This window comes from Aestuariispira insulae (assembly GCF_003385955.1).
GTDB classification, from domain to species: Bacteria; Pseudomonadota; Alphaproteobacteria; order UBA8366; family Aestuariispiraceae; genus Aestuariispira; species Aestuariispira insulae.
This window is the reverse complement of record NZ_QRDW01000001.1, coordinates 106,168-124,429: the sequence shown is the minus strand read 5'-3', so window position 1 is coordinate 124,429 and position 18,262 is coordinate 106,168. Positions and strand designations below refer to the sequence as shown.

Genomic DNA, 18,262 nt, shown 5'->3' with positions numbered 1-18,262 from the left:
CGGGCAAGACCCAAGCAGACCATCTGAAGAATAAAGGTCAGGAACGGCCCGGTATGTTCTTTAAACGTGGAAAGTCTGTCGAGTATATCAAGGCCGGATCCTCCTTCCGCCGGAAGCGGACGGATGCGACCATAGAGACGGCCCGTGTTCTTTCTGTTGCCTCCGATTCCTTTGGTATTCCGCATGTGCGTTTTGAGGTGGTTTTTGAAAAACCCTGCATGGCGTCGCGTGTGGTGGACGGCCCAAGAGTCCTGGCGCTGAATACTTTTGCTGATATGTATGAGGAACGCGTGGCGTCCTGAACGATTCTTCGTCTCAGGCCCCGATATACCACCCGGATTGCCGCTTTGGGCGGCAAAAACGTCCTCTTCTTTGCCTGAATCTCACATGTAACCTTTGACTGGCCTGTCGCCTGTGTTATAGAACCGCCGCTCCGGTCGATCTTGCGCGGCTTGGCGAGGGCTTTGATGCGCGGTCGTGGTGGAATTGGTAGACACGCCAGATTTAGGTTCTGGTGCCGTAAGGTGTGAGAGTTCGAGTCTCTCCGACCGCACCAATCAACTCCCTTGGCTTCTATAGCGCAGGTTGTACCGGTAACAGGTTTATGAACTAGCCCTTTTCGAAGGTTTTCTTATGCAGATTAGCGAAATTAAAAACGAAGGCCTGAGCCGCGAGTATTCCGTTACCATCTCCGCTGCGGACATTGACAAGCGGATCGACGGGCGTTTGCAAGAAGTCGGCTCCACCATCAAGATCCCCGGTTTCCGTCCGGGCAAAGTGCCGATGGCCATCCTGCGTCAGCGCTTCAGCAAGTCCGTCATGGGCGAGGTGCTGGAAGCTGCCGTGAACGAATCCAGCCAGGAAGTTCTGCGCCAGAACGAACTGCGTCCGGCCATGCAGCCGAAGATCGAAATTGATAGCTTTGATGAAGGCAAAGACCTCATTTACAAAATGGGTGTTGAATGCATGCCGGAAATCAAGGAAATGGATTTCGGCAAAATCGAACTGACCCGCTTGAAGGCGAAAGTCGACGACAAGGAAATCGAGGAAGCCGTTGAGCGGATCGCCAAAGATTTCCGTAAATCCGAGCCGATTGCCAAGGCCCGCAAGATGAAGTCCGGTGACGTTGCCGTGATCGATTTTAAAGGTAGTGTCGACGGCGTTGAATTCCCGGGCGGTGCTGGCGAAGGCCACCATCTGGAGCTGGGTTCCAACAGCTTCATCCCTGGTTTCGAAGAGCAGTTGGTCGGTGCCAAAGCCGGTGACGATCTCGATGTGAAAGTGACCTTCCCGGCGGAATATCATTCCGAAGACCTGGCTGGCAAAGACGCTGTTTTTGCTGTTTCCGTTAAGGAAACCCGTGAATATGTTGACCAGGAAATCAATGACGAATTCGCCAAAAGCCTGGGCCTGGAAGATCTGGACCAGTTGAAGGGCCAGGTTCGCGAGCGCATGGAAAACGACTATAACCAGGTCAGCCGCACCCGCTTGAAGCGCGAATTGCTCGACGCTCTGCATGAAGGTCATGAATTTGATGTTCCTGCCGGCATGGTTGAGCAGGAATTTGAACAGATCTGGAAACAGTTCGAACAGGCCCGTGATGCCGGTCAGCTGGACGAATCGGAAACCAGTAAGGGCGAAGATGAGTTGAAAGCGGAATACCGTGAGATCGCGGAACGTCGTGTTGCTCTGGGCTTGTTGCTCTCTGAGCTGGGCACCAAAAACAACATCCAGGTCACCCAGGACGATCTGAACCGCGCGATGGTTCAGGAAGCCCAGAAATATCCGGGCCAGGAAGCGCAGGTCTTTGAATTCTATCAGAAGAATCCGGAAGCTCTCGCTAACCTGCAGGCGCCGATCTTCGAAGAGAAGGTAGTCGACTTCCTGCTGGAAATGGCAAAAATTTCCGATACCGAAGTCAGCGTTGAAGAGCTGATGAAGGACCCGGACGAGGAAGATGCGCCGGCGCCGAAGGCAAAGAAAACCAAGGCGAAGAAGGCTGCTTCGAAGAAGGCAGCAGCGAAAAAAACGGCTGCTAAAAAGGCAGACTAATTATTTTTTCCCCTTTGCCGTCTGGCTTTTTCCGGGGGAAAACATATATGCTGAGTCCCGCACCGTGCTGATGGCCGTCCTGGCTGTGGCGGGTGCGGGACTTTCTTTTTGAGTATCCAAGACAGAATGACAGGAGAGCCTTGGGGCGATGCGTGATCCGATCGATCTTTATATGAATACTTTGGTTCCCATGGTTGTGGAACAGACCAACCGCGGTGAGCGCTCTTACGATATCTATTCCCGACTGCTGAAGGAACGGATTGTGTTCCTGACCGGTGGTGTGGATGACCATGTGGCCAGCCTGATCTGTGCCCAGCTGCTGCATCTTGAATCAGAAAATCCGTCCAAGGATATCGCTTTTTATATCAACTCCCCGGGTGGGGTGGTGACGTCGGGGATGTCCATCTATGACACGATGCAATATATCCGTCCGGAAGTGTCCACGGTTTGTCTTGGTCAGGCGGCCTCTATGGGGTCCTTGCTGTTGACGGCCGGTGCCAAGGGCAAGCGCTTTGCGCTGCCGAACAGCCGAATCATGATCCATCAGCCGTCCGGCGGAGCACAGGGGCAGGCGACGGATATTGAAATCCAGGCGCGCGAAATTCTTCGTATGCGGGCGCGCTTGAATGAGGTGTATGTCGAGCATACAGGTCAAAAGCTCAAAGCCATTGAAGAGGCTATGGAGCGCGATAACTTCATGGATGCCGAAGAAGCCAAGAAGTTTGGCCTGATCGATGAGGTTGTCGAAAAGCGCCCGTTGGCGGAAGAGGGCGCTTCCTGATCCGGCCCAGACGGCTAGAGACCTGAGTTGATCGGCCCCTGGGTGAAAGCCTGGGGGCCGATTTACGTGTTCTTTACCTGTTTATGGGAGAATCGGGTGTTAGGAACTAGTATTTCCCCAATCGCGCCCCAGATAGGGCAAAAGAAGTTGTTTTTCGGATTGTAGGACCGGTCTAGGCCCGTATAATCGGAAGTCAGACAAGGCCCCGGATGCGTTAACCGGGGCAAAACTGTAGTTAATTTCGGAGAGAGCACAGCATGACCAAGTCGAGCGGCGGCGACAGTAAAAATACCCTCTACTGCTCTTTCTGTGGCAAGAGCCAGCATGAAGTGCGCAAACTGATTGCCGGCCCCACGGTATTTATCTGCGATGAATGTGTTGAATTGTGTATGGATATTATCCGTGAAGACAGCAAGTCAGCCATTTCCAAGAGCAGCGAAGGGGTCCCGAGCCCGCAGGAAATCCGGGAAGTCCTGGATGACTATGTGATTGGGCAGGATTACGCCAAGCGCGTTCTCGCAGTAGCGGTCCACAACCATTACAAACGCCTGGCCCATCAGGGCAGCGGCAATGACGTGGAACTGGCAAAATCCAATATCCTGCTGGTTGGGCCAACCGGTTGCGGCAAGACCCTCCTGGCGCAGACCCTGGCGCGCATCTTGGATGTGCCCTTCACCATGGCGGATGCCACCACCCTGACCGAGGCCGGTTATGTGGGTGAGGATGTGGAAAACATCATCCTGAAGCTGCTGCAGTCGGCAGACTATAATGTCGAGCGTGCGCAGCGCGGGATCGTTTATATCGATGAGGTGGACAAGATCAGCCGAAAATCGGACAACCCGTCTATAACCCGCGACGTGTCCGGTGAAGGGGTTCAGCAGGCTTTGCTGAAAATCATGGAAGGCACTGTGGCCTCTGTTCCGCCGCAAGGTGGCCGAAAGCACCCGCAGCAGGAATTCCTGCAGGTGGATACCACGAACATCCTGTTCATTTGCGGCGGTGCCTTTGCCGGCCTGGACAAGATCATCGCTTCGCGGGGTAAAGGGTCCTCCATCGGTTTTGGCGCCGACGTGAAGGCGGAGGATGATCGCAAGGTTGGTGAGATCTTGCGCGATGTCGAGCCGGAAGATCTTTTGAAGTTTGGTCTCATTCCTGAATTTGTCGGTCGTGTTCCTGTTTTGGCAACGCTTTCTGATCTGGATGAGGATGCATTGGTTGATATTCTGACCTCACCGCGCAATGCGTTGGTGAAACAGTATCAGCGCCTGTTCAGTATGGAAGACGTGAAGTTGGAATTCACTGAAGATGCTTTGCGGTCTGTTGCGTCCAAAGCCATTGAACGTAAGACCGGTGCTCGTGGTCTGCGGTCCATCATGGAATCAATCCTGTTGGATTCCATGTATGAACTGCCGAGCCTTGAGGGTGTCGAGGAAATCGTCATCAACCGTGAGGTTGTCGAAGGCCGTGCCGATCCGTTGCATATCTATGCCGAGCGGCGCGAAGAAGTCGAGACCAGCGCGTAAAAAATAAGTAACCTATTCCCCTTTTTGTCTCTGGTATGCCTCCCCATATAGGAAGGCGTAACCAGAGACGAAGCTGGCCGTCAGTTTTCCGGCCAGACCCCAAGAATTGAAAGGCTAACCATGGATATGTCACAGAGTGTCCTTTATCCGATCCTGCCGCTTCGGGATATTGTGGTTTTCCCGCATATGATCGTGCCGCTGTTTGTCGGCCGTGACAAATCGGTCCGGGCGCTTGAAGATGTCATGAAAGATGACAAGCAGATCCTGTTGGTGACCCAGAAAAATGCCGGTGAAGATGATCCGGACAAAGAGGATATCTATACCGTCGGCACCATTGGCACGGTTCTGCAACTGCTGAAGCTGCCCGATGGCACGGTCAAGGTGCTGGTGGAGGGGCAGCAGCGCGCGTTGATCGAACAATATACCGGTAATGAAGATTTCTTTCAGGCCTATGCAACGCCGATCCCCGAACAGGTGGAGAGCGAGGCGGAGGTCAAAGCGATCAGCCGTGCGGCTGTTGCCCAGTTTGAGCAATATATCAAGCTGAACAAAAAAGTGCCTTCCGAGATCCTGGGTTCGATCAATCAGATTGATGATCCGGCGAAACTGGCCGATACCATCGCCCAGCATCTCACCTTGAAGATTGCTGAAAAGCAGGAGCTTCTGGAGCTTGAATCCGTCGCGGACCGGCTGGAGAAGATTTACAGCTTCATGGAAGGTGAGATCAGCGTGATGCAGGTTGAGAAACGCATCCGCAGCCGGGTCAAGCGCCAGATGGAGAAAACCCAGCGGGAATACTATCTGAATGAGCAGATGAAGGCTATTCAGAAGGAGCTGGGCGAGGGCGAAGAAGGCAAGGACGAACTGGCGGAGCTCGAAGAGAAGATCGCCAAGACCAAGCTTTCCAAAGAAGCCAAGGAAAAAGTCGCCGCTGAAATGAAAAAGCTGCGGGCGATGAGTCCGATGTCCGCCGAGGCAACGGTGGTACGCAACTATCTCGACTGGATGTTATCCATCCCGTGGAAAAAGCGCACCAAGGTCAAGAAAGACCTGAAAATCGCGAAGGAAATCCTGGATCAGGACCATTATGGTCTTGAGAAGGTCAAGGACCGCATTCTCGAATATTTGGCGGTGCAGGCGCGTATGCGCAAAGTGAAGGGGCCGATTCTGTGCCTCGTTGGTCCGCCGGGTGTTGGTAAGACCTCTCTTGGTCGCTCCATCGCCAAGGCCACCAATCGTAACTTTGTCCGGATGTCGCTGGGCGGTGTTCGGGATGAATCGGAAGTGCGCGGCCATCGCAGAACCTATATCGGGTCCATGCCGGGTAAAGTCATCCAGGGCATGAAGAAGGCCAAAAGCTCGAACCCGATGTTCCTGCTGGATGAAATTGACAAGCTGGGGGCCGACTGGCGCGGTGATCCGTCCTCGGCACTGCTCGAGGTTTTGGATCCGGAGCAGAACAGCACCTTCGCGGACCATTATCTCGAGGTTGATTATGACCTCTCTGATGTGATGTTCGTGACCACGGCCAATACGCTTGATATGCCGGGCCCGTTGCGTGACCGCATGGAAATCATCCGAATCCCCGGTTACACCGAGGATGAAAAAGTTGAGATTGCCAAGCGCCATTTGATTGGCAAGCAGATGAAGGAAAACGGCCTTATAGAGACTGAATGGTCTATCTCCGATGAGGCTGTTCGGGATCTCATTCGCTATTATACCCGTGAAGCCGGTGTTCGTAGCCTGGAGCGAGAGATTGCCAATCTCTGCCGCAAGGGCATCAAGGAGATTATGGTTGAGGGGCGCGAAAAGATCGAGATCAAGCCTGAAAATCTCAATGAATTTGCCGGGGTACGGAAATTCCGCTTCGGTGAAATTGATGAAGAGGACCAGCTAGGCGTTGTTACCGGACTGGCCTGGACGGAAGTTGGTGGTGAACTGCTCTCCATCGAATCTGTTCTGGTGCCGGGTAAGGGCAAGGTGATCAAGACTGGTAAGCTGGGCGATGTGATGCAGGAATCCATTGCTGCGGCGGAAAGCTTTGTTAAAAGCCGTTCGGTGTCGTTTGGTATTGAGCCAACCGCTTTCGACAAGACCGATATCCATGTGCATGTGCCGGAAGGTGCGACCCCGAAAGATGGTCCCAGTGCCGGTGTTGCCATGATCACCTCCATGGTCTCTGTCCTGGCTGGTGTGAAGGTTCGCAAGGATGTTGCCATGACCGGCGAGATCACATTGCGTGGCCGTGTGTTGCCGATCGGTGGTCTGAAGGAAAAGCTTCTTGCGGCGCTGCGCGGCGGAATTAAGACGGTTCTTATTCCGCGTGACAACGAGAAGGATCTGGAAGATATCCCTGATAATGTGAAGCAGGGGCTTGAGATCATTCCGGTGGCGAATGTGGAGGAAGTCTTGAAGCATGCTTTAGTTTCGGAACTGAAAGCGATCGAGTGGAATCCGGAAGCGGTTGAGGCGGTCTCGGCCAAGGGCGACGAAGCAGATTCGCATAACGGCGTTACAACGCATTAAAATCAAACGCCTTGTAATTATCTTTCGAACAGACCCCAATTTTGGGGTCTGTTTCTTGTTTGGGGCCTTTGTCAATCATAGAAAGATAAAAAAAACTGTGGAAAAGCGCAGAAAACTGCGGTTTTTCAATTGACGACCCGTTCAGGATGCTCTTAAACTTCGGGCCATACAGCGGATCGTCCGCTGTCGTTACATAAACCATAACCCGCATCCTATGAGGGGGGTCTTACCGTGAATAAGAATGATCTCGTCGCTTCTGTTGCTTCCAAATCCGGTCTGTCCAAAGCAGACGCTACCAGTGCTGTTGACGCCGTTTTTGACGCCGTTACCGGTGCTCTGAAAGGCGGGGACGAAGTTCGTCTCGTTGGCTTTGGTACCTTCTCCGTAGCCAGCCGTGCTGCTTCTGAAGGCCGCAACCCGCGTACCGGCGAGAAAATCCAGATTCCGGCTTCCAAACAGCCGAAATTCAAGGCTGGTAAAGGCCTGAAAGACGCTGTAAACGGTTAAGCCGCTTACATTTCTTTCGAAGGAAGCGGCCGCCTTTTGGCGGCCGTTTTCTTTTTTGCACTTTTTTTGCCGATTTGTGAATTTACAGGTTGATCCAATGGATCGGCTGGCCTATACACTGCGTCGCAACGGGCGGTTAGCTCAGCTGGGAGAGCATCTCGTTTACACCGAGAGGGTCGGCGGTTCGAGCCCGTCACCGCCCACCAGCATCCCCGAATGGGGCAAAAGGCCGGAGAGTTTTCTCCGGCCTTTTTTGTGTTCTGTTCAGGTCAGTCTGTTCGGGGAGGTCAGCGGGTGGAGGTGATTCGCCTGACGTCCCGATTCGAGGCGCCCCGTGTGCCCGGACCGATCAGAAAATAAGTTGGCCGGTTTGTCTTTTTCCTATTGATCGGTTGGAAGGACTGGCCTATACACTGCGTCGCAACGGGCGGTTAGCTCAGCTGGGAGAGCATCTCGTTTACACCGAGAGGGTCGGCGGTTCGAGCCCGTCACCGCCCACCAGCATCCCCGAATGGGGCAAAAGGCCGGAGAGTTTTCTCCGGCCTTTTTTTGTTTTGGGTCGATGTTTTGATCTGTGATCTTGTCAGATGTCCGGATTGATAGGCTTGGGGGAACTTTTTGGTTGGTGTGGTCGGTTCGTTATGGGGTGGCGTGCGAATCAAATGCTTTGCAGAAGATGTGATTGGTTTGGGTGTCGGTTTGGTGTTGGGTGCGGGCGAATTTCTCGGGGTGTGGCGTTGTTGTTAGGTGAGGGGAGTGTAGCGGGTGAAAAGACTGCTGTTGGCCTGTGTATTTTGGTTAAGGTATTGTTTTTAAGGGAAAATGACTTTTTTTTCATAAAAACGCAAAATTCCTATCGGGAAGTTGTTGACAGGGCGGGGGCTGGGCAGTAGAAATCCCTCCGTCAACGAGGACCGGACACAGCCGAAACAAAGGTGGAGACTGGGTTCCGGGTTTCGAAAGCAGACTGCGAAGATGGGGGTGTAGCTCAGTTGGTTAGAGCGCCGGCCTGTCACGCCGGAGGTCGCGAGTTCAAGTCTCGTCACTCTCGCCAGTCTATCCGGTTTGCTTTTTGTTGATCTTTGTGGGGGTGTAGCTCAGTTGGTTAGAGCGCCGGCCTGTCACGTCGGAGGTCGCGAGTTCAAGTCTCGTCACTCTCGCCACTTTAGTGGCTTTTAGAAAAGCGCCTGGCAAGGAAGGTTAAGTCTTCCGATGCTGTTGGCGCTTTTTCTCGTTTTGGCTTTTTTTCTGTCAAAGAACCGCCGGTTTCCCTATATTTTTACAAACTTATCCCTTTGCTTTTAAGGGCTATTGCTCTAATACATGCGGTCAATGGGAGCGGCTATTCGCGCCAGACCCACCTGTTAGCGACATCAAGTCGTCCATGCGCGTCTGGTCAGGATAGATCGCTGCTGTTAATAACGTTGTAGTTGGATCACAGGTAGAGACGGTGTTGCCTGGTGCTTGGGGCATCTGGTGCGCCGCATTTCGATTGGGATATGCAGGATGTAGGCTATTATGCGTCTGCATGGTCCTGTTCATATCCTCGAGGGGAGCGCATTAATATGGAAGAGCTCTTACGGGAATATTTGCCCATCCTGATTTTTCTGGGATTGGCCATTATCCTGTCCGTTGTCATGATTTTTGGCAGCATGCTGTTAGCCCGGCAGAAACCCGATTCCGAAAAAGTATCAGCCTATGAGTGCGGTTTCGAAGCGTTCGATGATGCCCGCACCCGGTTTGATGTCCGGTTCTACCTGGTTACTCTTTTGTTTATCATCTTCGATCTGGAAGTGGCCTTCCTGTTCCCCTGGGCGGTAAGCCTGGGCAATATCGGGCTGTTCGGTTTCTGGTCGATGGTTGTCTTCCTCGGCATCCTGACCATCGGGTTTGCTTATGAGTGGAAGAAAGGAGCGCTGGAATGGGAGTGATTACTACCCCGCAGGGCGGTGCGCCGCTGCAGCCCGGAGAGGCTCAAAACGCTGTTCTTAAGGCAGTGACCGACGAGCTTCAGGATAAGGGTTTTGTTGTTGCGAACCTCGATAAGCTGGTCAACTGGGCGCGTACCGGGTCGCTTTGGCCGATGACCTTCGGTTTGGCTTGCTGTGCCGTGGAAATGATCCATGCCTACATGCCGCGCTATGACCTTGACCGTTTTGGCGTTGTGCCGCGTGGTTCCCCGCGTCAGTCAGACGTGATGATCGTAGCGGGAACCCTGACCAATAAAATGGCGCCGGCGCTGCGGAAGGTCTATGACCAGATGGCAGAGCCGCGCTGGGTCATTTCCATGGGGTCTTGCGCCAATGGCGGCGGCTATTACCACTATTCATATTCTGTGGTTCGTGGCTGCGACCGAATCGTTCCTGTGGATGTCTATGTGCCGGGTTGCCCGCCGACGGCTGAGGCCCTGGTATATGGCATTTTGCAGCTTCAGAAAAAAATCCGCCGTACCGGCACCATTCTGCGTTGATGGCTGAAGGGGCTAGGAAGTAATCATGGATGAAAAACTGCAGGCGCTGAGTGATGTCGGCGCGCATATCGCGGCCAGATTCACGGATGATGTCGAAAGCCATGAATTGGCAAATGGCGAACTGACTGTTGTGGTCGGGGCGCAGGCCATCCAGAAGGTGGCGCAATTTGTCCGCGACGAGGCAAACTCTCTATTCAAGATTTGTGTTGATGTTTGCGGTGTGGACTATCCGGAACGCGAAAAGCGTTTTGAGGTTGTCTATAACCTGCTCAGTCTCAAGCATAACCTCCGGCTGCGGCTGAAGGTCCGGACCGATGAGGATACACCGGTTCCCAGCGTTTCTTCAATCTGGCCGACGGCCAATTGGTTCGAGCGCGAAGTCTGGGACATGTATGGTGTGTTCTTTTCCGATCATCCGGATCTGCGTCGCATGCTGACCGACTATGGCTTTGACGGCCATCCGCTGCGTAAGGATTTTCCGCTGACCGGTTATGTTGAGATCCGTTACGACGATGTTCAGCGCCGAATCGTTTACGAACCGGTGAAGCTGACCCAGGATTTCAGGAATTTCGACTTCCTCAGCCCCTGGGATGGTATGACTCCGACGCTGCCGGGCGATGAAAAAGCCGACCAGCAGGCAGCTGAGGGGGAGGGCAAATAAAATGGCCGATTCCGTGACAAAAATTTCCGATCCGACAATCAAACCGTTGACCCTGAACTTCGGTCCGCAGCATCCGGCGGCGCATGGCGTGCTCCGGATGGTGATGGAGATGGATGGCGAGGTTGTTGAGCGTCTTGATCCGCATATTGGTCTGTTGCATCGCGGCACCGAAAAGCTGATCGAGAATAAGACCTATATGCAGGCGGTTCCTTACTTCGACCGTCTCGATTATGTGGCGCCCATGTGCCAAGAACATGCTTTTGTTCTGGCCGCTGAAAAACTGGGCGGCATCAAGGTGCCGGAACGTGGTCAGTATATCCGTGTTTTGTTTGCCGAGATTTCCAGGGTCCTGAACCATCTCTTGAACGTGCCGGCTTACGCCATGGATATTGGGGCGATGACCCCGATGTTCTGGGCCTTTGAGGAACGTGAGAAGCTGATGGAATTCCATGAAGCGGTTTGTGGGGCGCGTTTACATGCGAACTATTACCGTGTGGGTGGGGTGCATCAGGATATGCCGGCAGGGCTGGCGGATCAGATCCTGGCTTGGGCCGAGGATTTCCCCAAAGCCATTGATGATATGGAAACCCTGCTGACGGAAAACCGTATCTTCAAGCAGCGCTCTGTCGATATCGGCATCATTTCCCCGGAAGAGGCGATGGCATGGGGCTGCACCGGTCCGGTGCTGCGTGCGTCCGGCGTGCCGTGGGATCTTCGCAAATCCCAGCCTTATGATGTCTATGACCGTATGGATTTCGATATTCCAGTTGGCAAGAATGGTGATTGCTACAGCCGCTTCCTGGTTCGTGTTGAAGAGATGCGCCAGTCGCTGCGAATCATCAAGCAGTGTATTGCTGAGATGCCGGAAGGCCCGGTCATGACAGAAGATGCCCGCGTTGCGCCGCCGCGCCGTGCGGATATGAAGCAATCCATGGAAGCCCTGATCAGCCATTTCAAGCTCTATACCGAGGGCTATCATATTCCGGCTGGTGAAACCTACACCGCCGTTGAAGCGCCGAAAGGTGAGTTTGGCGTGTTCCTGGTTTCCGATGGAACCAATAAACCCTATCGCTGCAAGATCCGGGCGCCCGGTTTCGCGCATCTGCAATCCATGGACCATTTCTGTAAAGGTCACATGCTGGCGGATTCTGTAGCAATTCTCGGCGCATTCGACGTCGTGTTTGGTGAGATCGACCGATGAGTGAAGCACAGTTTAAGTTTGAAGGGGAATATCTGGCAGAGGTGGAGCGTGCCATTGCCAAATATCCCAAAGGGCGTGAGCAGAGCGCCGTTTTGACCGCCCTGGATCAGGCCCAGCGCCAGAATCATGCCGGTGGTCATTATGTAACCGATGCGGCGATTGATGAGATTAGCCGCATGCTCGACATGCCGCGGATCCGCGTGCTGGAGGTTGCGACCTTCTTCACCATGATCAACCTGGAGCCGGTCGGCGAATTTCATATTCAGTTGTGTGGCACCACGCCCTGCATGCTGCGTGGCGCACAGGACATCCGTGCCGCCATTGAAAAGCATCTTGATATTGAAAATGGTGAGACCACGGCGGATAAGAAATTCACCCTCACCGAGGTTGAATGTCTGGGGGCATGTAGCAACGCCCCGATGATTCAGGTGAATGATGATTTCTACGAAGATCTGACTCCCGAGAAAACCACGTGGCTGTTGGATGAATTGAAGGCGGGTCGCACGGTTGAACCTGGTTCGGCTATCGGCCGCCGCTGCTCCGAACCGGAAGGCGGACCCATCACCCTGCAGGAAGGCGAATTCGCCCAGAATGCTGAAAAAGGGGGCAAGTAAGACATGCTTCAGGATAAGGATCGCATGTTCACCAACCTTTATGGCTATCATTCTTGGTCGCTCAAGGATGCCATGAAGCGTGGTGCGTGGGACAATACAAAAGCGCTGATCGAAAAAGGGCGCGACTGGATTTGTGAAGAAGTGAAATCGTCCGGCCTGCGCGGTCGTGGCGGTGCTGGTTTCCCGACCGGCCTGAAATGGTCTTTCATGCCGAAAGAATCCGACGGCCGCCCCAGCTACCTGGTGGTGAATGCGGACGAATCAGAACCCGGCACCTGTAAAGACCGCGAGATCATGCGCAATGATCCGCATATCCTGATCGAAGGCTGCTTGCTGGCCTCTGTCGGGATGGGCGCACATGCCTGCTACATCTATATCCGCGGTGAATTTGTCTACGAGGCGCAGATTTTGGAAGCGGCGATTGCCGAAGCCTATGAAGCAGGCCTGGTCGGCAAAAACGCGTGCAAATCCGGATATGATTTTGATATCTATCTGCATCGCGGGGCCGGGGCTTATATCTGTGGTGAGGAAACCGCATTGATCGAGAGCCTGGAAGGCAAGAAGGGCCAACCGCGCCTGAAACCGCCTTTCCCGGCCATGTCTGGTCTTTATGGCTGTCCGACCACGGTGAACAACGTGGAATCCATCGCCAGCGCGCCGGCCATTCTGCGCCGCGGCGCGGATTGGTTTAAAGGCTTTGGCCGTGAGAATAACCACGGGACCAAACTTTTCTGTGTCTCTGGCCATGTGAACAAGCCCTGTAACGTAGAAGAAGCCATGTCGATCCCGCTCAAAGAGCTGTTGGAAAAACATTGCGGCGGCGTTCGTGGCGGCTGGGACAATCTGCTTGCGGTGATCCCGGGCGGTTCTTCTGTTCCGCTGATCACGAAGGATGTCTGCGACACGGTCCTGATGGATTATGACGATCTGAAAGAAAACGGCACCGGTCTTGGTACTGCGGCTGTGATTGTCATGGACAAGTCCACCGACATTGTCGCGGCGATCGCGCGTCTTAGCTACTTCTACAAGCATGAAAGCTGTGGTCAGTGCACACCGTGCCGTGAAGGTACCGGCTGGATGTGGCGCATGATGCAGCGCATGGTGGTTGGCAAGGCCACGGTCGAGGAAATCGACATGCTGTGGGAAGTGACCAAGCAGATCGAAGGTAAGACCATCTGTGCTCTGGGTGATGCGGCTGCTTGGCCGATCCAGGGCCTGATCCGGAATTTCCGTCCCGAATTGGAACGGCGCATTCTCGAAGCGCGTAAGAACGCTGCTTAAAGGGGAAAGGTGTTACGATGCCGACTTGTAAAGTAGATGGCAAGGAAGTCGAATTTGAAAACGGTATGACCGTTCTTCAGGTTTGCGAACAGGCCGGGGCCGAGATCCCGCGTTTCTGTTATCATGAACGTTTGTCGATTGCGGGTAACTGCCGCATGTGTCTGGTGGAAGTGAAGCCTGGCCCCCCGAAACCGGCGGCCAGTTGTGCGCTTCCGGCAGGCGATGGCATGGAAATCTTCACTGATAGTGAGATGGTACGGTCCGCGCGCAATGGCGTGATGGAATTCCTGCTGATCAACCATCCGCTCGACTGTCCGGTCTGTGACCAGGGTGGTGAATGCGACCTGCAAGACCAAGCGATGATCTTCGGCCGCGGTTTCAGCCGTTTTGACGAAGACAAACGTGCGGTTAAGGAAAAATATATGGGCCCGTTGATCGGGACCGTGATGACCAGGTGCATTCATTGCACCCGCTGTGTGCGCTTCTCCACAGAAGTGGCCGGTGTCACCGACATGGGGCTGTTGAACAGGGGCGAGCATGCCGAGATCTCCACTTTGGAGAAAGCGGTCTCCTCTGAACTGTCCGGCAACGTGATTGATCTGTGTCCGGTTGGCGCGCTGACTTCCAAGCCCTATGCCTTCAATGCCCGTCCCTGGGAATTGAAGAAGACCGAATCGGTCGATGTGATGGATGCCGTTGGCTCCAACATCCGGATCGACACCCGTGGCAACGAAGTTCTGCGTGTTCTGCCGCGCCTGAATGAAGATGTGAACGAAGAGTGGATTTCGGATAAGACCCGTTTCGCTGTTGACGGCCTGCGTCGCCAGCGCCTGGATCGCCCCTATATCCGCAAGGATGGCAAATTGACCGCAGCAAGCTGGGATGAGGCTTTTGCCGCGATTGCCGAGGCGGTCAAGGGCAAGTCCGGTTCCGAGATTGCCGCTGTTGCGGGCGATCAGGTTGATGTTGAGAGCATGTATGCCCTCAAAGCGCTGTTGGCGTCGCTGGGCAGCAACAATGTCGATTGCCGCCAGGATGGTGCCAAGATCGATAACACCCATCGCGGTTCCTACCTGTTCAACAGCTCGATTGCCGGTATTGAAGAGGCGGACGCACTTCTGATCGTGGGGACCAACCCGCGTTGGGAAGCACCGATCATCAATGCGCGTATCCGCAAGCAATGGCTGACCGGTGGTTTGAAGGTCGGCCTGATCGGTTCCAATCTGGATCTGACCTATGATTATGATTATCTGGGGGCCGGTCCTGACAGCCTGAAGGAACTTGCCGCGGGCAAAGGCGACTTCTTTAAAGTGCTGAAAGGTGCCAAGAACCCGATGATCATTGTCGGTTCCGGTGCGATCGCCCGGGCGGATGGTGCCCAGGTACTGGCGGCGGCCAAGGCCGTTGCTGACAAGGCGGGCATGGTTCGTGACGGTTGGAACGGCTTTAACATCCTGCATCGTGCGGCAAGCCGTGTCGGTGGCCTTGATATCGGCTTCGTGCCGGAAAAAGGCCAGGATGTGGACAGCATGCTGAACGGCGTCGTGAAAGGCGAGGTTAAGGTGGTTTATCTGCTGGAAGCAGATGAGATCGACACATCCAAGCTGAATAACGCATTTGTGGTTTACCAGGGCCATCATGGTGACAAGGGCGCGCATGCGGCGGATGTGATCCTGCCGGGCGCGGCTTACACGGAAAAATCCGGTACCTATGTCAATACCGAAGGCCGGGTGCAGGTAAGCCGCGTGGCAGCCTTCCCGCCGGGTGAGGCGAAAGAAGACTGGGCGATCCTTCGGGCGCTTTCCGCAAAGCTGGAGAAAACCCTGCCGTTCGATTCGCTTACCGATCTTCGCAACAAGATGCGCGGCGAATTCCCGCATCTGGCGGAAGTGGACAGCGTGTCGGCTGGCAACTGGGGTGATTTCGGCGTTGCCGGTGATATGGCGCCGGGGGCGTTTGAGAACCCGATCGAAAACTTCTACATGACCTGCCCGATCAGCCGGGCGTCTGAAACCATGGCTCAATGCACGCAGGAAGTCGTCCTGAATGTAAGGGAGGCAACGGGAACCAATGCTTGATTTCATTCTTAACTGGTTCCCGGACTGGGACCTCTGGACAGGCTATGTCGGTCCGGTTCTGATCATCCTGGTCAAGATCCTGGCGATCGTTCTGCCCATCCTGGGCGCTGTTGCCTATCTGACGCTCGCGGAACGTAAGGTTCTGGGGTGGATGATGCGCCGTGTCGGCCCGAACGTGGTTGGGCCTTTCGGATTGTTGCAGCCGCTGGCGGATGGTTTGAAACTCTTCCTGAAAGAGACCATCATTCCAGCCGGTTCCAACCGGGCTCTGTTCCTGATTGCGCCGGGGCTTACCTTCATTCTCGCGATCATCGCCTGGGCGGTGATCCCGTTTGGGGAAGGTATGGTTCTTTCCGATATCAATGTCGGGGTGCTGTATCTCTTTGCGATTTCCTCGTTGGGCGTATACGGGATTGTTATCGCCGGTTGGGCGTCCAACTCCAAATATGCGTTCTTGGGCGCGCTGCGTTCGGCGGCCCAGATGGTTTCCTATGAGGTTTCCATCGGCCTGGTGATCGTGTCGGTCCTGGTCTGGACGGGTTCTTTGAACCTGACGGAAGTGGTTGAAGCACAGCGCGGCAACTGGTTTGCCTTCACGCTGCTCTTCCCGATGTTCATCGTTTTCTTCATCTCGGCCTTGGCCGAGACCAACCGTGCGCCCTTTGACCTTCCGGAAGCGGAAGCCGAGCTGGTGTCCGGATACAACGTTGAATATTCCGCGATGACGTTCGCGCTCTTCTTCCTGGGTGAATATGCCAACATGATCCTGATGAGCGGCATGACCGCCGTTCTGTTCCTGGGCGGCTGGTTGGCGCCTTTCGGCCTGGATTTCATCCCGGGTCCGATCTGGTTTGCGCTTAAGATCGCTTTGGTTCTCTTCGGGTTCCTGTGGGTGCGCGCCACCTTCCCGCGCTATCGCTATGACCAGCTGATGCGTCTGGGTTGGAAAGTGTTCCTGCCGCTTTCACTCGCCTGGGTGATCATCTCCGCCGGTTACCTGGTTTTGACCAACCAGGTTCCGGCTTAAGGAAAAGGGGAGGGATCAGGAAATGACAAAGACAGTAAATAAATCGGTTGGGGAGAAAACCCATGGGTAGCCTGACACGCACGGCTTATTCCTTCCTGCTGAAGGAATTGGTGACCGGGTTGTGGTTGACATTGCGCAGCATGTTCCGCCCGAAATACACGATCAACTACCCCTATGAGAAGGGCCCCTTGAGCCCGCGTTTCCGGGGTGAGCATGCCTTGCGCCGCTATGCCAATGGGGAAGAGCGCTGCATTGCCTGTAAGCTTTGCGAAGCGATCTGCCCGGCGCAGGCCATCACGATTGAGGCCGAACCGCGTGAAGATGGCAGCCGCCGCACCACGCGTTATGACATTGACATGACCAAATGCATCTACTGCGGCTATTGCCAGGAAGCATGTCCGGTCGATGCGATTGTCGAAGGGCCGAACTACGAGTTTGCGACCGAAACCCGCGAAGAGCTTTACTACAACAAGGAAAAGCTGCTGGCCAATGGCGAGCGTTGGGAAGCGGAAATCGCGAAGAATATCGAGTTGGATGCGCCCTACCGCTAAGGCGTGTAGGTGATAGTTCAAGGGTAAATTGGAACCGGTATTTAATCCGGAGGACAAAATGGTGATAGAAGCCCTAGTCTTTTATGTTTTTGCAGCGATTGCCGTCCTGTGTGGCGTGATGGTGATCTCTGCGCGCAACCCCGTCCACTCGGTGTTGTATCTCATTCTCGCTTTCTTCAATGCGGCGGGTCTTTTCGTTCTGCAGGGTGCCGAGTTCTTGGCGATGCTGCTGGTGATTGTTTATGTCGGCGCGGTTGCCGTCCTCTTCCTGTTCGTCGTGATGATGCTGGATGTGGATGTGAAGAAACTGCGCTCCGGTGTGGTCCGCTATATGGGGATCGGCATGACGCTTGGCGCTGTGCTGTTCGCTGAAATGGTGGTGGCCATCGGCTACTGGTATTTCACGCCGGAGAAACTGGGCATCCCGGAAAAGGTCAGTGCGACGCCGGCCATTTCGGATGCACATAACACCGAGGCGCTCGGCAACCTGATCTACACCAATTATGTCTATCTGTTCCAAGGGGCAGGCATGGTTCTGCTGGTTGCGATGGTGGGTGCCATCGTCCTGACCCTGCGTGAGCGTGAAGGTGTGAAACGTCAGCGGATCGCCAAACAGGTTGCTCAGCCGTCTGCTGAGGAAGTCAAAGTGGTCAAGGTCCAGACCGGAGGGGGCATCTAATCATGGAAATCGGTATCGCACATTACCTGACGGTTGCCGCAGCCCTGTTTTCCCTGGGACTGGCCGGGATCTTCCTGAACCGGAAAAACGTCATCATCATCATGATGTCTGTCGAGCTGATGCTTCTGGCGGTGAATATCAACCTGGTGACCTTCTCGGCCCATCTTCAGGATCTGGTCGGACAGGTTTTCGCCATGTTTGTTCTTACCGTGGCCGCGGCGGAAGCCGCGATCGGTCTCGCCATTCTCGTTGTTTATTACCGTAACCGTGCCTCAATCGCGGTTGACGACATCCACACCATGAAGGGCTAA

At 54.5% G+C, this 18,262-nt stretch carries 18 protein-coding genes and 5 tRNA genes; 22 read left to right on the top strand and 1 reads right to left on the bottom strand.

Annotated features, from left to right (window positions below; translation table 11 throughout):
* Positions 1–53: 53 nt before the first annotated feature.
* The 6 genes from DFP90_RS00615 (at position 54) to lon (ending at position 6,882) form a co-directional block, all read left to right on the top strand.
* Positions 54–302, top strand: coding sequence for a hypothetical protein (locus tag DFP90_RS00615; protein ID WP_147300893.1), 249 nt, complete (start codon positions 54–56; stop codon positions 300–302).
* Positions 303–471: 169 nt separating this feature from the next.
* A tRNA-Leu gene (locus DFP90_RS00610) sits at positions 472–556 on the top strand.
* A 77-nt stretch (positions 557–633) separates the two neighbouring features.
* A complete protein-coding gene (gene tig, locus DFP90_RS00605) occupies positions 634–2,052 on the top strand; it encodes a trigger factor (protein ID WP_115934490.1) in 1,419 nt (472 codons plus the stop codon).
* A 148-nt stretch (positions 2,053–2,200) separates the two neighbouring features.
* Positions 2,201–2,833: an ATP-dependent Clp endopeptidase proteolytic subunit ClpP gene (clpP, locus tag DFP90_RS00600; protein WP_115934489.1), complete on the top strand. Its 633-nt coding sequence runs from the start codon at positions 2,201–2,203 to the stop codon at positions 2,831–2,833.
* A gap of 257 nt (positions 2,834–3,090) precedes the next feature.
* The gene (gene clpX, locus DFP90_RS00595; protein ID WP_115934488.1) at positions 3,091–4,356 is read left to right on the top strand and encodes an ATP-dependent Clp protease ATP-binding subunit ClpX; all 1,266 of its coding nucleotides are present in this window, start codon (positions 3,091–3,093) and stop codon (positions 4,354–4,356) included.
* Between the two features lie 120 nt (positions 4,357–4,476).
* The gene (lon, locus tag DFP90_RS00590) at positions 4,477–6,882 is read left to right on the top strand and encodes an endopeptidase La (RefSeq protein ID WP_115934487.1); all 2,406 of its coding nucleotides are present in this window, start codon (positions 4,477–4,479) and stop codon (positions 6,880–6,882) included.
* Here the strand turns inward: lon and DFP90_RS00585 are convergent.
* The gene (locus DFP90_RS00585) at positions 6,869–7,084 is read right to left on the bottom strand and encodes a hypothetical protein (protein ID WP_115934486.1); all 216 of its coding nucleotides are present in this window, start codon (positions 7,082–7,084) and stop codon (positions 6,869–6,871) included. The genes lon and DFP90_RS00585 overlap by 14 nt on opposite strands.
* 29 nt (positions 7,085–7,113) lie before the next feature.
* Between DFP90_RS00585 and DFP90_RS00580 the strand changes: the two genes are divergently transcribed.
* From DFP90_RS00580 to nuoK, 16 genes are all read left to right on the top strand, one after another.
* Positions 7,114–7,389 (top strand): HU family DNA-binding protein, encoded by a 276-nt coding sequence (locus DFP90_RS00580; protein ID WP_115934485.1) that lies wholly within the window; start codon positions 7,114–7,116, stop codon positions 7,387–7,389.
* A 130-nt stretch (positions 7,390–7,519) separates the two neighbouring features.
* Positions 7,520–7,595: transfer RNA gene (locus DFP90_RS00575), tRNA-Val, on the top strand.
* 219 nt (positions 7,596–7,814) lie between these two features.
* Positions 7,815–7,890: transfer RNA gene (locus DFP90_RS00570), tRNA-Val, on the top strand.
* 476 nt (positions 7,891–8,366) lie between these two features.
* Positions 8,367–8,443: transfer RNA gene (locus DFP90_RS00565), tRNA-Asp, on the top strand.
* A 32-nt stretch (positions 8,444–8,475) separates the two neighbouring features.
* A tRNA-Asp gene (locus DFP90_RS00560) sits at positions 8,476–8,552 on the top strand.
* 402 nt (positions 8,553–8,954) lie between these two features.
* Positions 8,955–9,320: an NADH-quinone oxidoreductase subunit A gene (locus DFP90_RS00555; protein ID WP_115934484.1), complete on the top strand. Its 366-nt coding sequence runs from the start codon at positions 8,955–8,957 to the stop codon at positions 9,318–9,320.
* The gene (locus tag DFP90_RS00550) at positions 9,311–9,859 is read left to right on the top strand and encodes a NuoB/complex I 20 kDa subunit family protein (RefSeq protein ID WP_115934483.1); all 549 of its coding nucleotides are present in this window, start codon (positions 9,311–9,313) and stop codon (positions 9,857–9,859) included. Before DFP90_RS00555 ends, DFP90_RS00550 begins: the two co-directional genes overlap by 10 nt.
* 25 nt (positions 9,860–9,884) lie before the next feature.
* Positions 9,885–10,520, top strand: coding sequence for an NADH-quinone oxidoreductase subunit C (locus tag DFP90_RS00545; RefSeq protein WP_115934482.1), 636 nt, complete (start codon positions 9,885–9,887; stop codon positions 10,518–10,520).
* Position 10,521: 1 nt separating this feature from the next.
* The gene (locus tag DFP90_RS00540) at positions 10,522–11,721 is read left to right on the top strand and encodes an NADH-quinone oxidoreductase subunit D (RefSeq protein WP_181905116.1); all 1,200 of its coding nucleotides are present in this window, start codon (positions 10,522–10,524) and stop codon (positions 11,719–11,721) included.
* On the top strand, positions 11,718–12,335 hold the full coding sequence (locus tag DFP90_RS00535; protein WP_115934481.1) for a complex I 24 kDa subunit family protein: 618 nt from the start codon (positions 11,718–11,720) through the stop codon (positions 12,333–12,335). The genes DFP90_RS00540 and DFP90_RS00535 overlap by 4 nt, the downstream gene beginning before the upstream one ends.
* Positions 12,336–12,338: 3 nt before the next feature.
* Positions 12,339–13,616, top strand: coding sequence for an NADH-quinone oxidoreductase subunit NuoF (gene nuoF, locus DFP90_RS00530; RefSeq protein WP_115934480.1), 1,278 nt, complete (start codon positions 12,339–12,341; stop codon positions 13,614–13,616).
* Positions 13,617–13,633: 17 nt separating this feature from the next.
* The gene (gene nuoG, locus DFP90_RS00525; protein ID WP_115934479.1) at positions 13,634–15,694 is read left to right on the top strand and encodes an NADH-quinone oxidoreductase subunit NuoG; all 2,061 of its coding nucleotides are present in this window, start codon (positions 13,634–13,636) and stop codon (positions 15,692–15,694) included.
* The gene (gene nuoH, locus DFP90_RS00520) at positions 15,687–16,721 is read left to right on the top strand and encodes an NADH-quinone oxidoreductase subunit NuoH (RefSeq protein ID WP_115934478.1); all 1,035 of its coding nucleotides are present in this window, start codon (positions 15,687–15,689) and stop codon (positions 16,719–16,721) included. The genes nuoG and nuoH overlap by 8 nt, the downstream gene beginning before the upstream one ends.
* Positions 16,722–16,783: 62 nt before the next feature.
* Complete coding sequence (nuoI, locus tag DFP90_RS00515; protein ID WP_115934477.1) at positions 16,784–17,272, top strand: NADH-quinone oxidoreductase subunit NuoI; 489 nt, start codon at positions 16,784–16,786, stop codon at positions 17,270–17,272.
* Between the two features lie 58 nt (positions 17,273–17,330).
* Positions 17,331–17,951: an NADH-quinone oxidoreductase subunit J gene (locus DFP90_RS00510; RefSeq protein WP_115934476.1), complete on the top strand. Its 621-nt coding sequence runs from the start codon at positions 17,331–17,333 to the stop codon at positions 17,949–17,951.
* Positions 17,952–17,953: 2 nt separating this feature from the next.
* Positions 17,954–18,262 (top strand): NADH-quinone oxidoreductase subunit NuoK, encoded by a 309-nt coding sequence (gene nuoK / locus DFP90_RS00505; protein WP_115934475.1) that lies wholly within the window; start codon positions 17,954–17,956, stop codon positions 18,260–18,262.

Bases quoted from the DNA above. Each gene is read 5' to 3' on its own strand.
- DFP90_RS00585 (WP_115934486.1), bottom strand. From the start codon at position 7,084: ATGGTTTATGTAACGACAGCGGACGATCCGCTGTATGGCCCGAAGTTT.
- nuoK (WP_115934475.1), top strand. From the start codon at position 17,954: ATGGAAATCGGTATCGCACATTACCTGACGGTTGCCGCAGCCCTGTTT.
- DFP90_RS00540 (WP_181905116.1), top strand. From the start codon at position 10,522: ATGGCCGATTCCGTGACAAAAATTTCCGATCCGACAATCAAACCGTTG.
- DFP90_RS00615 (WP_147300893.1), top strand. From the start codon at position 54: ATGTTCTTTAAACGTGGAAAGTCTGTCGAGTATATCAAGGCCGGATCC.
- nuoH (WP_115934478.1), top strand. From the start codon at position 15,687: ATGCTTGATTTCATTCTTAACTGGTTCCCGGACTGGGACCTCTGGACA.
- clpP (WP_115934489.1), top strand. From the start codon at position 2,201: ATGCGTGATCCGATCGATCTTTATATGAATACTTTGGTTCCCATGGTT.
- nuoG (WP_115934479.1), top strand. From the start codon at position 13,634: ATGCCGACTTGTAAAGTAGATGGCAAGGAAGTCGAATTTGAAAACGGT.
- tig (WP_115934490.1), top strand. From the start codon at position 634: ATGCAGATTAGCGAAATTAAAAACGAAGGCCTGAGCCGCGAGTATTCC.
- nuoF (WP_115934480.1), top strand. From the start codon at position 12,339: ATGCTTCAGGATAAGGATCGCATGTTCACCAACCTTTATGGCTATCAT.
- lon (WP_115934487.1), top strand. From the start codon at position 4,477: ATGGATATGTCACAGAGTGTCCTTTATCCGATCCTGCCGCTTCGGGAT.
- DFP90_RS00535 (WP_115934481.1), top strand. From the start codon at position 11,718: ATGAGTGAAGCACAGTTTAAGTTTGAAGGGGAATATCTGGCAGAGGTG.
- DFP90_RS00550 (WP_115934483.1), top strand. From the start codon at position 9,311: ATGGGAGTGATTACTACCCCGCAGGGCGGTGCGCCGCTGCAGCCCGGA.
- DFP90_RS00545 (WP_115934482.1), top strand. From the start codon at position 9,885: ATGGATGAAAAACTGCAGGCGCTGAGTGATGTCGGCGCGCATATCGCG.
- clpX (WP_115934488.1), top strand. From the start codon at position 3,091: ATGACCAAGTCGAGCGGCGGCGACAGTAAAAATACCCTCTACTGCTCT.
- DFP90_RS00510 (WP_115934476.1), top strand. From the start codon at position 17,331: ATGGTGATAGAAGCCCTAGTCTTTTATGTTTTTGCAGCGATTGCCGTC.
- DFP90_RS00555 (WP_115934484.1), top strand. From the start codon at position 8,955: ATGGAAGAGCTCTTACGGGAATATTTGCCCATCCTGATTTTTCTGGGA.
- nuoI (WP_115934477.1), top strand. From the start codon at position 16,784: ATGGGTAGCCTGACACGCACGGCTTATTCCTTCCTGCTGAAGGAATTG.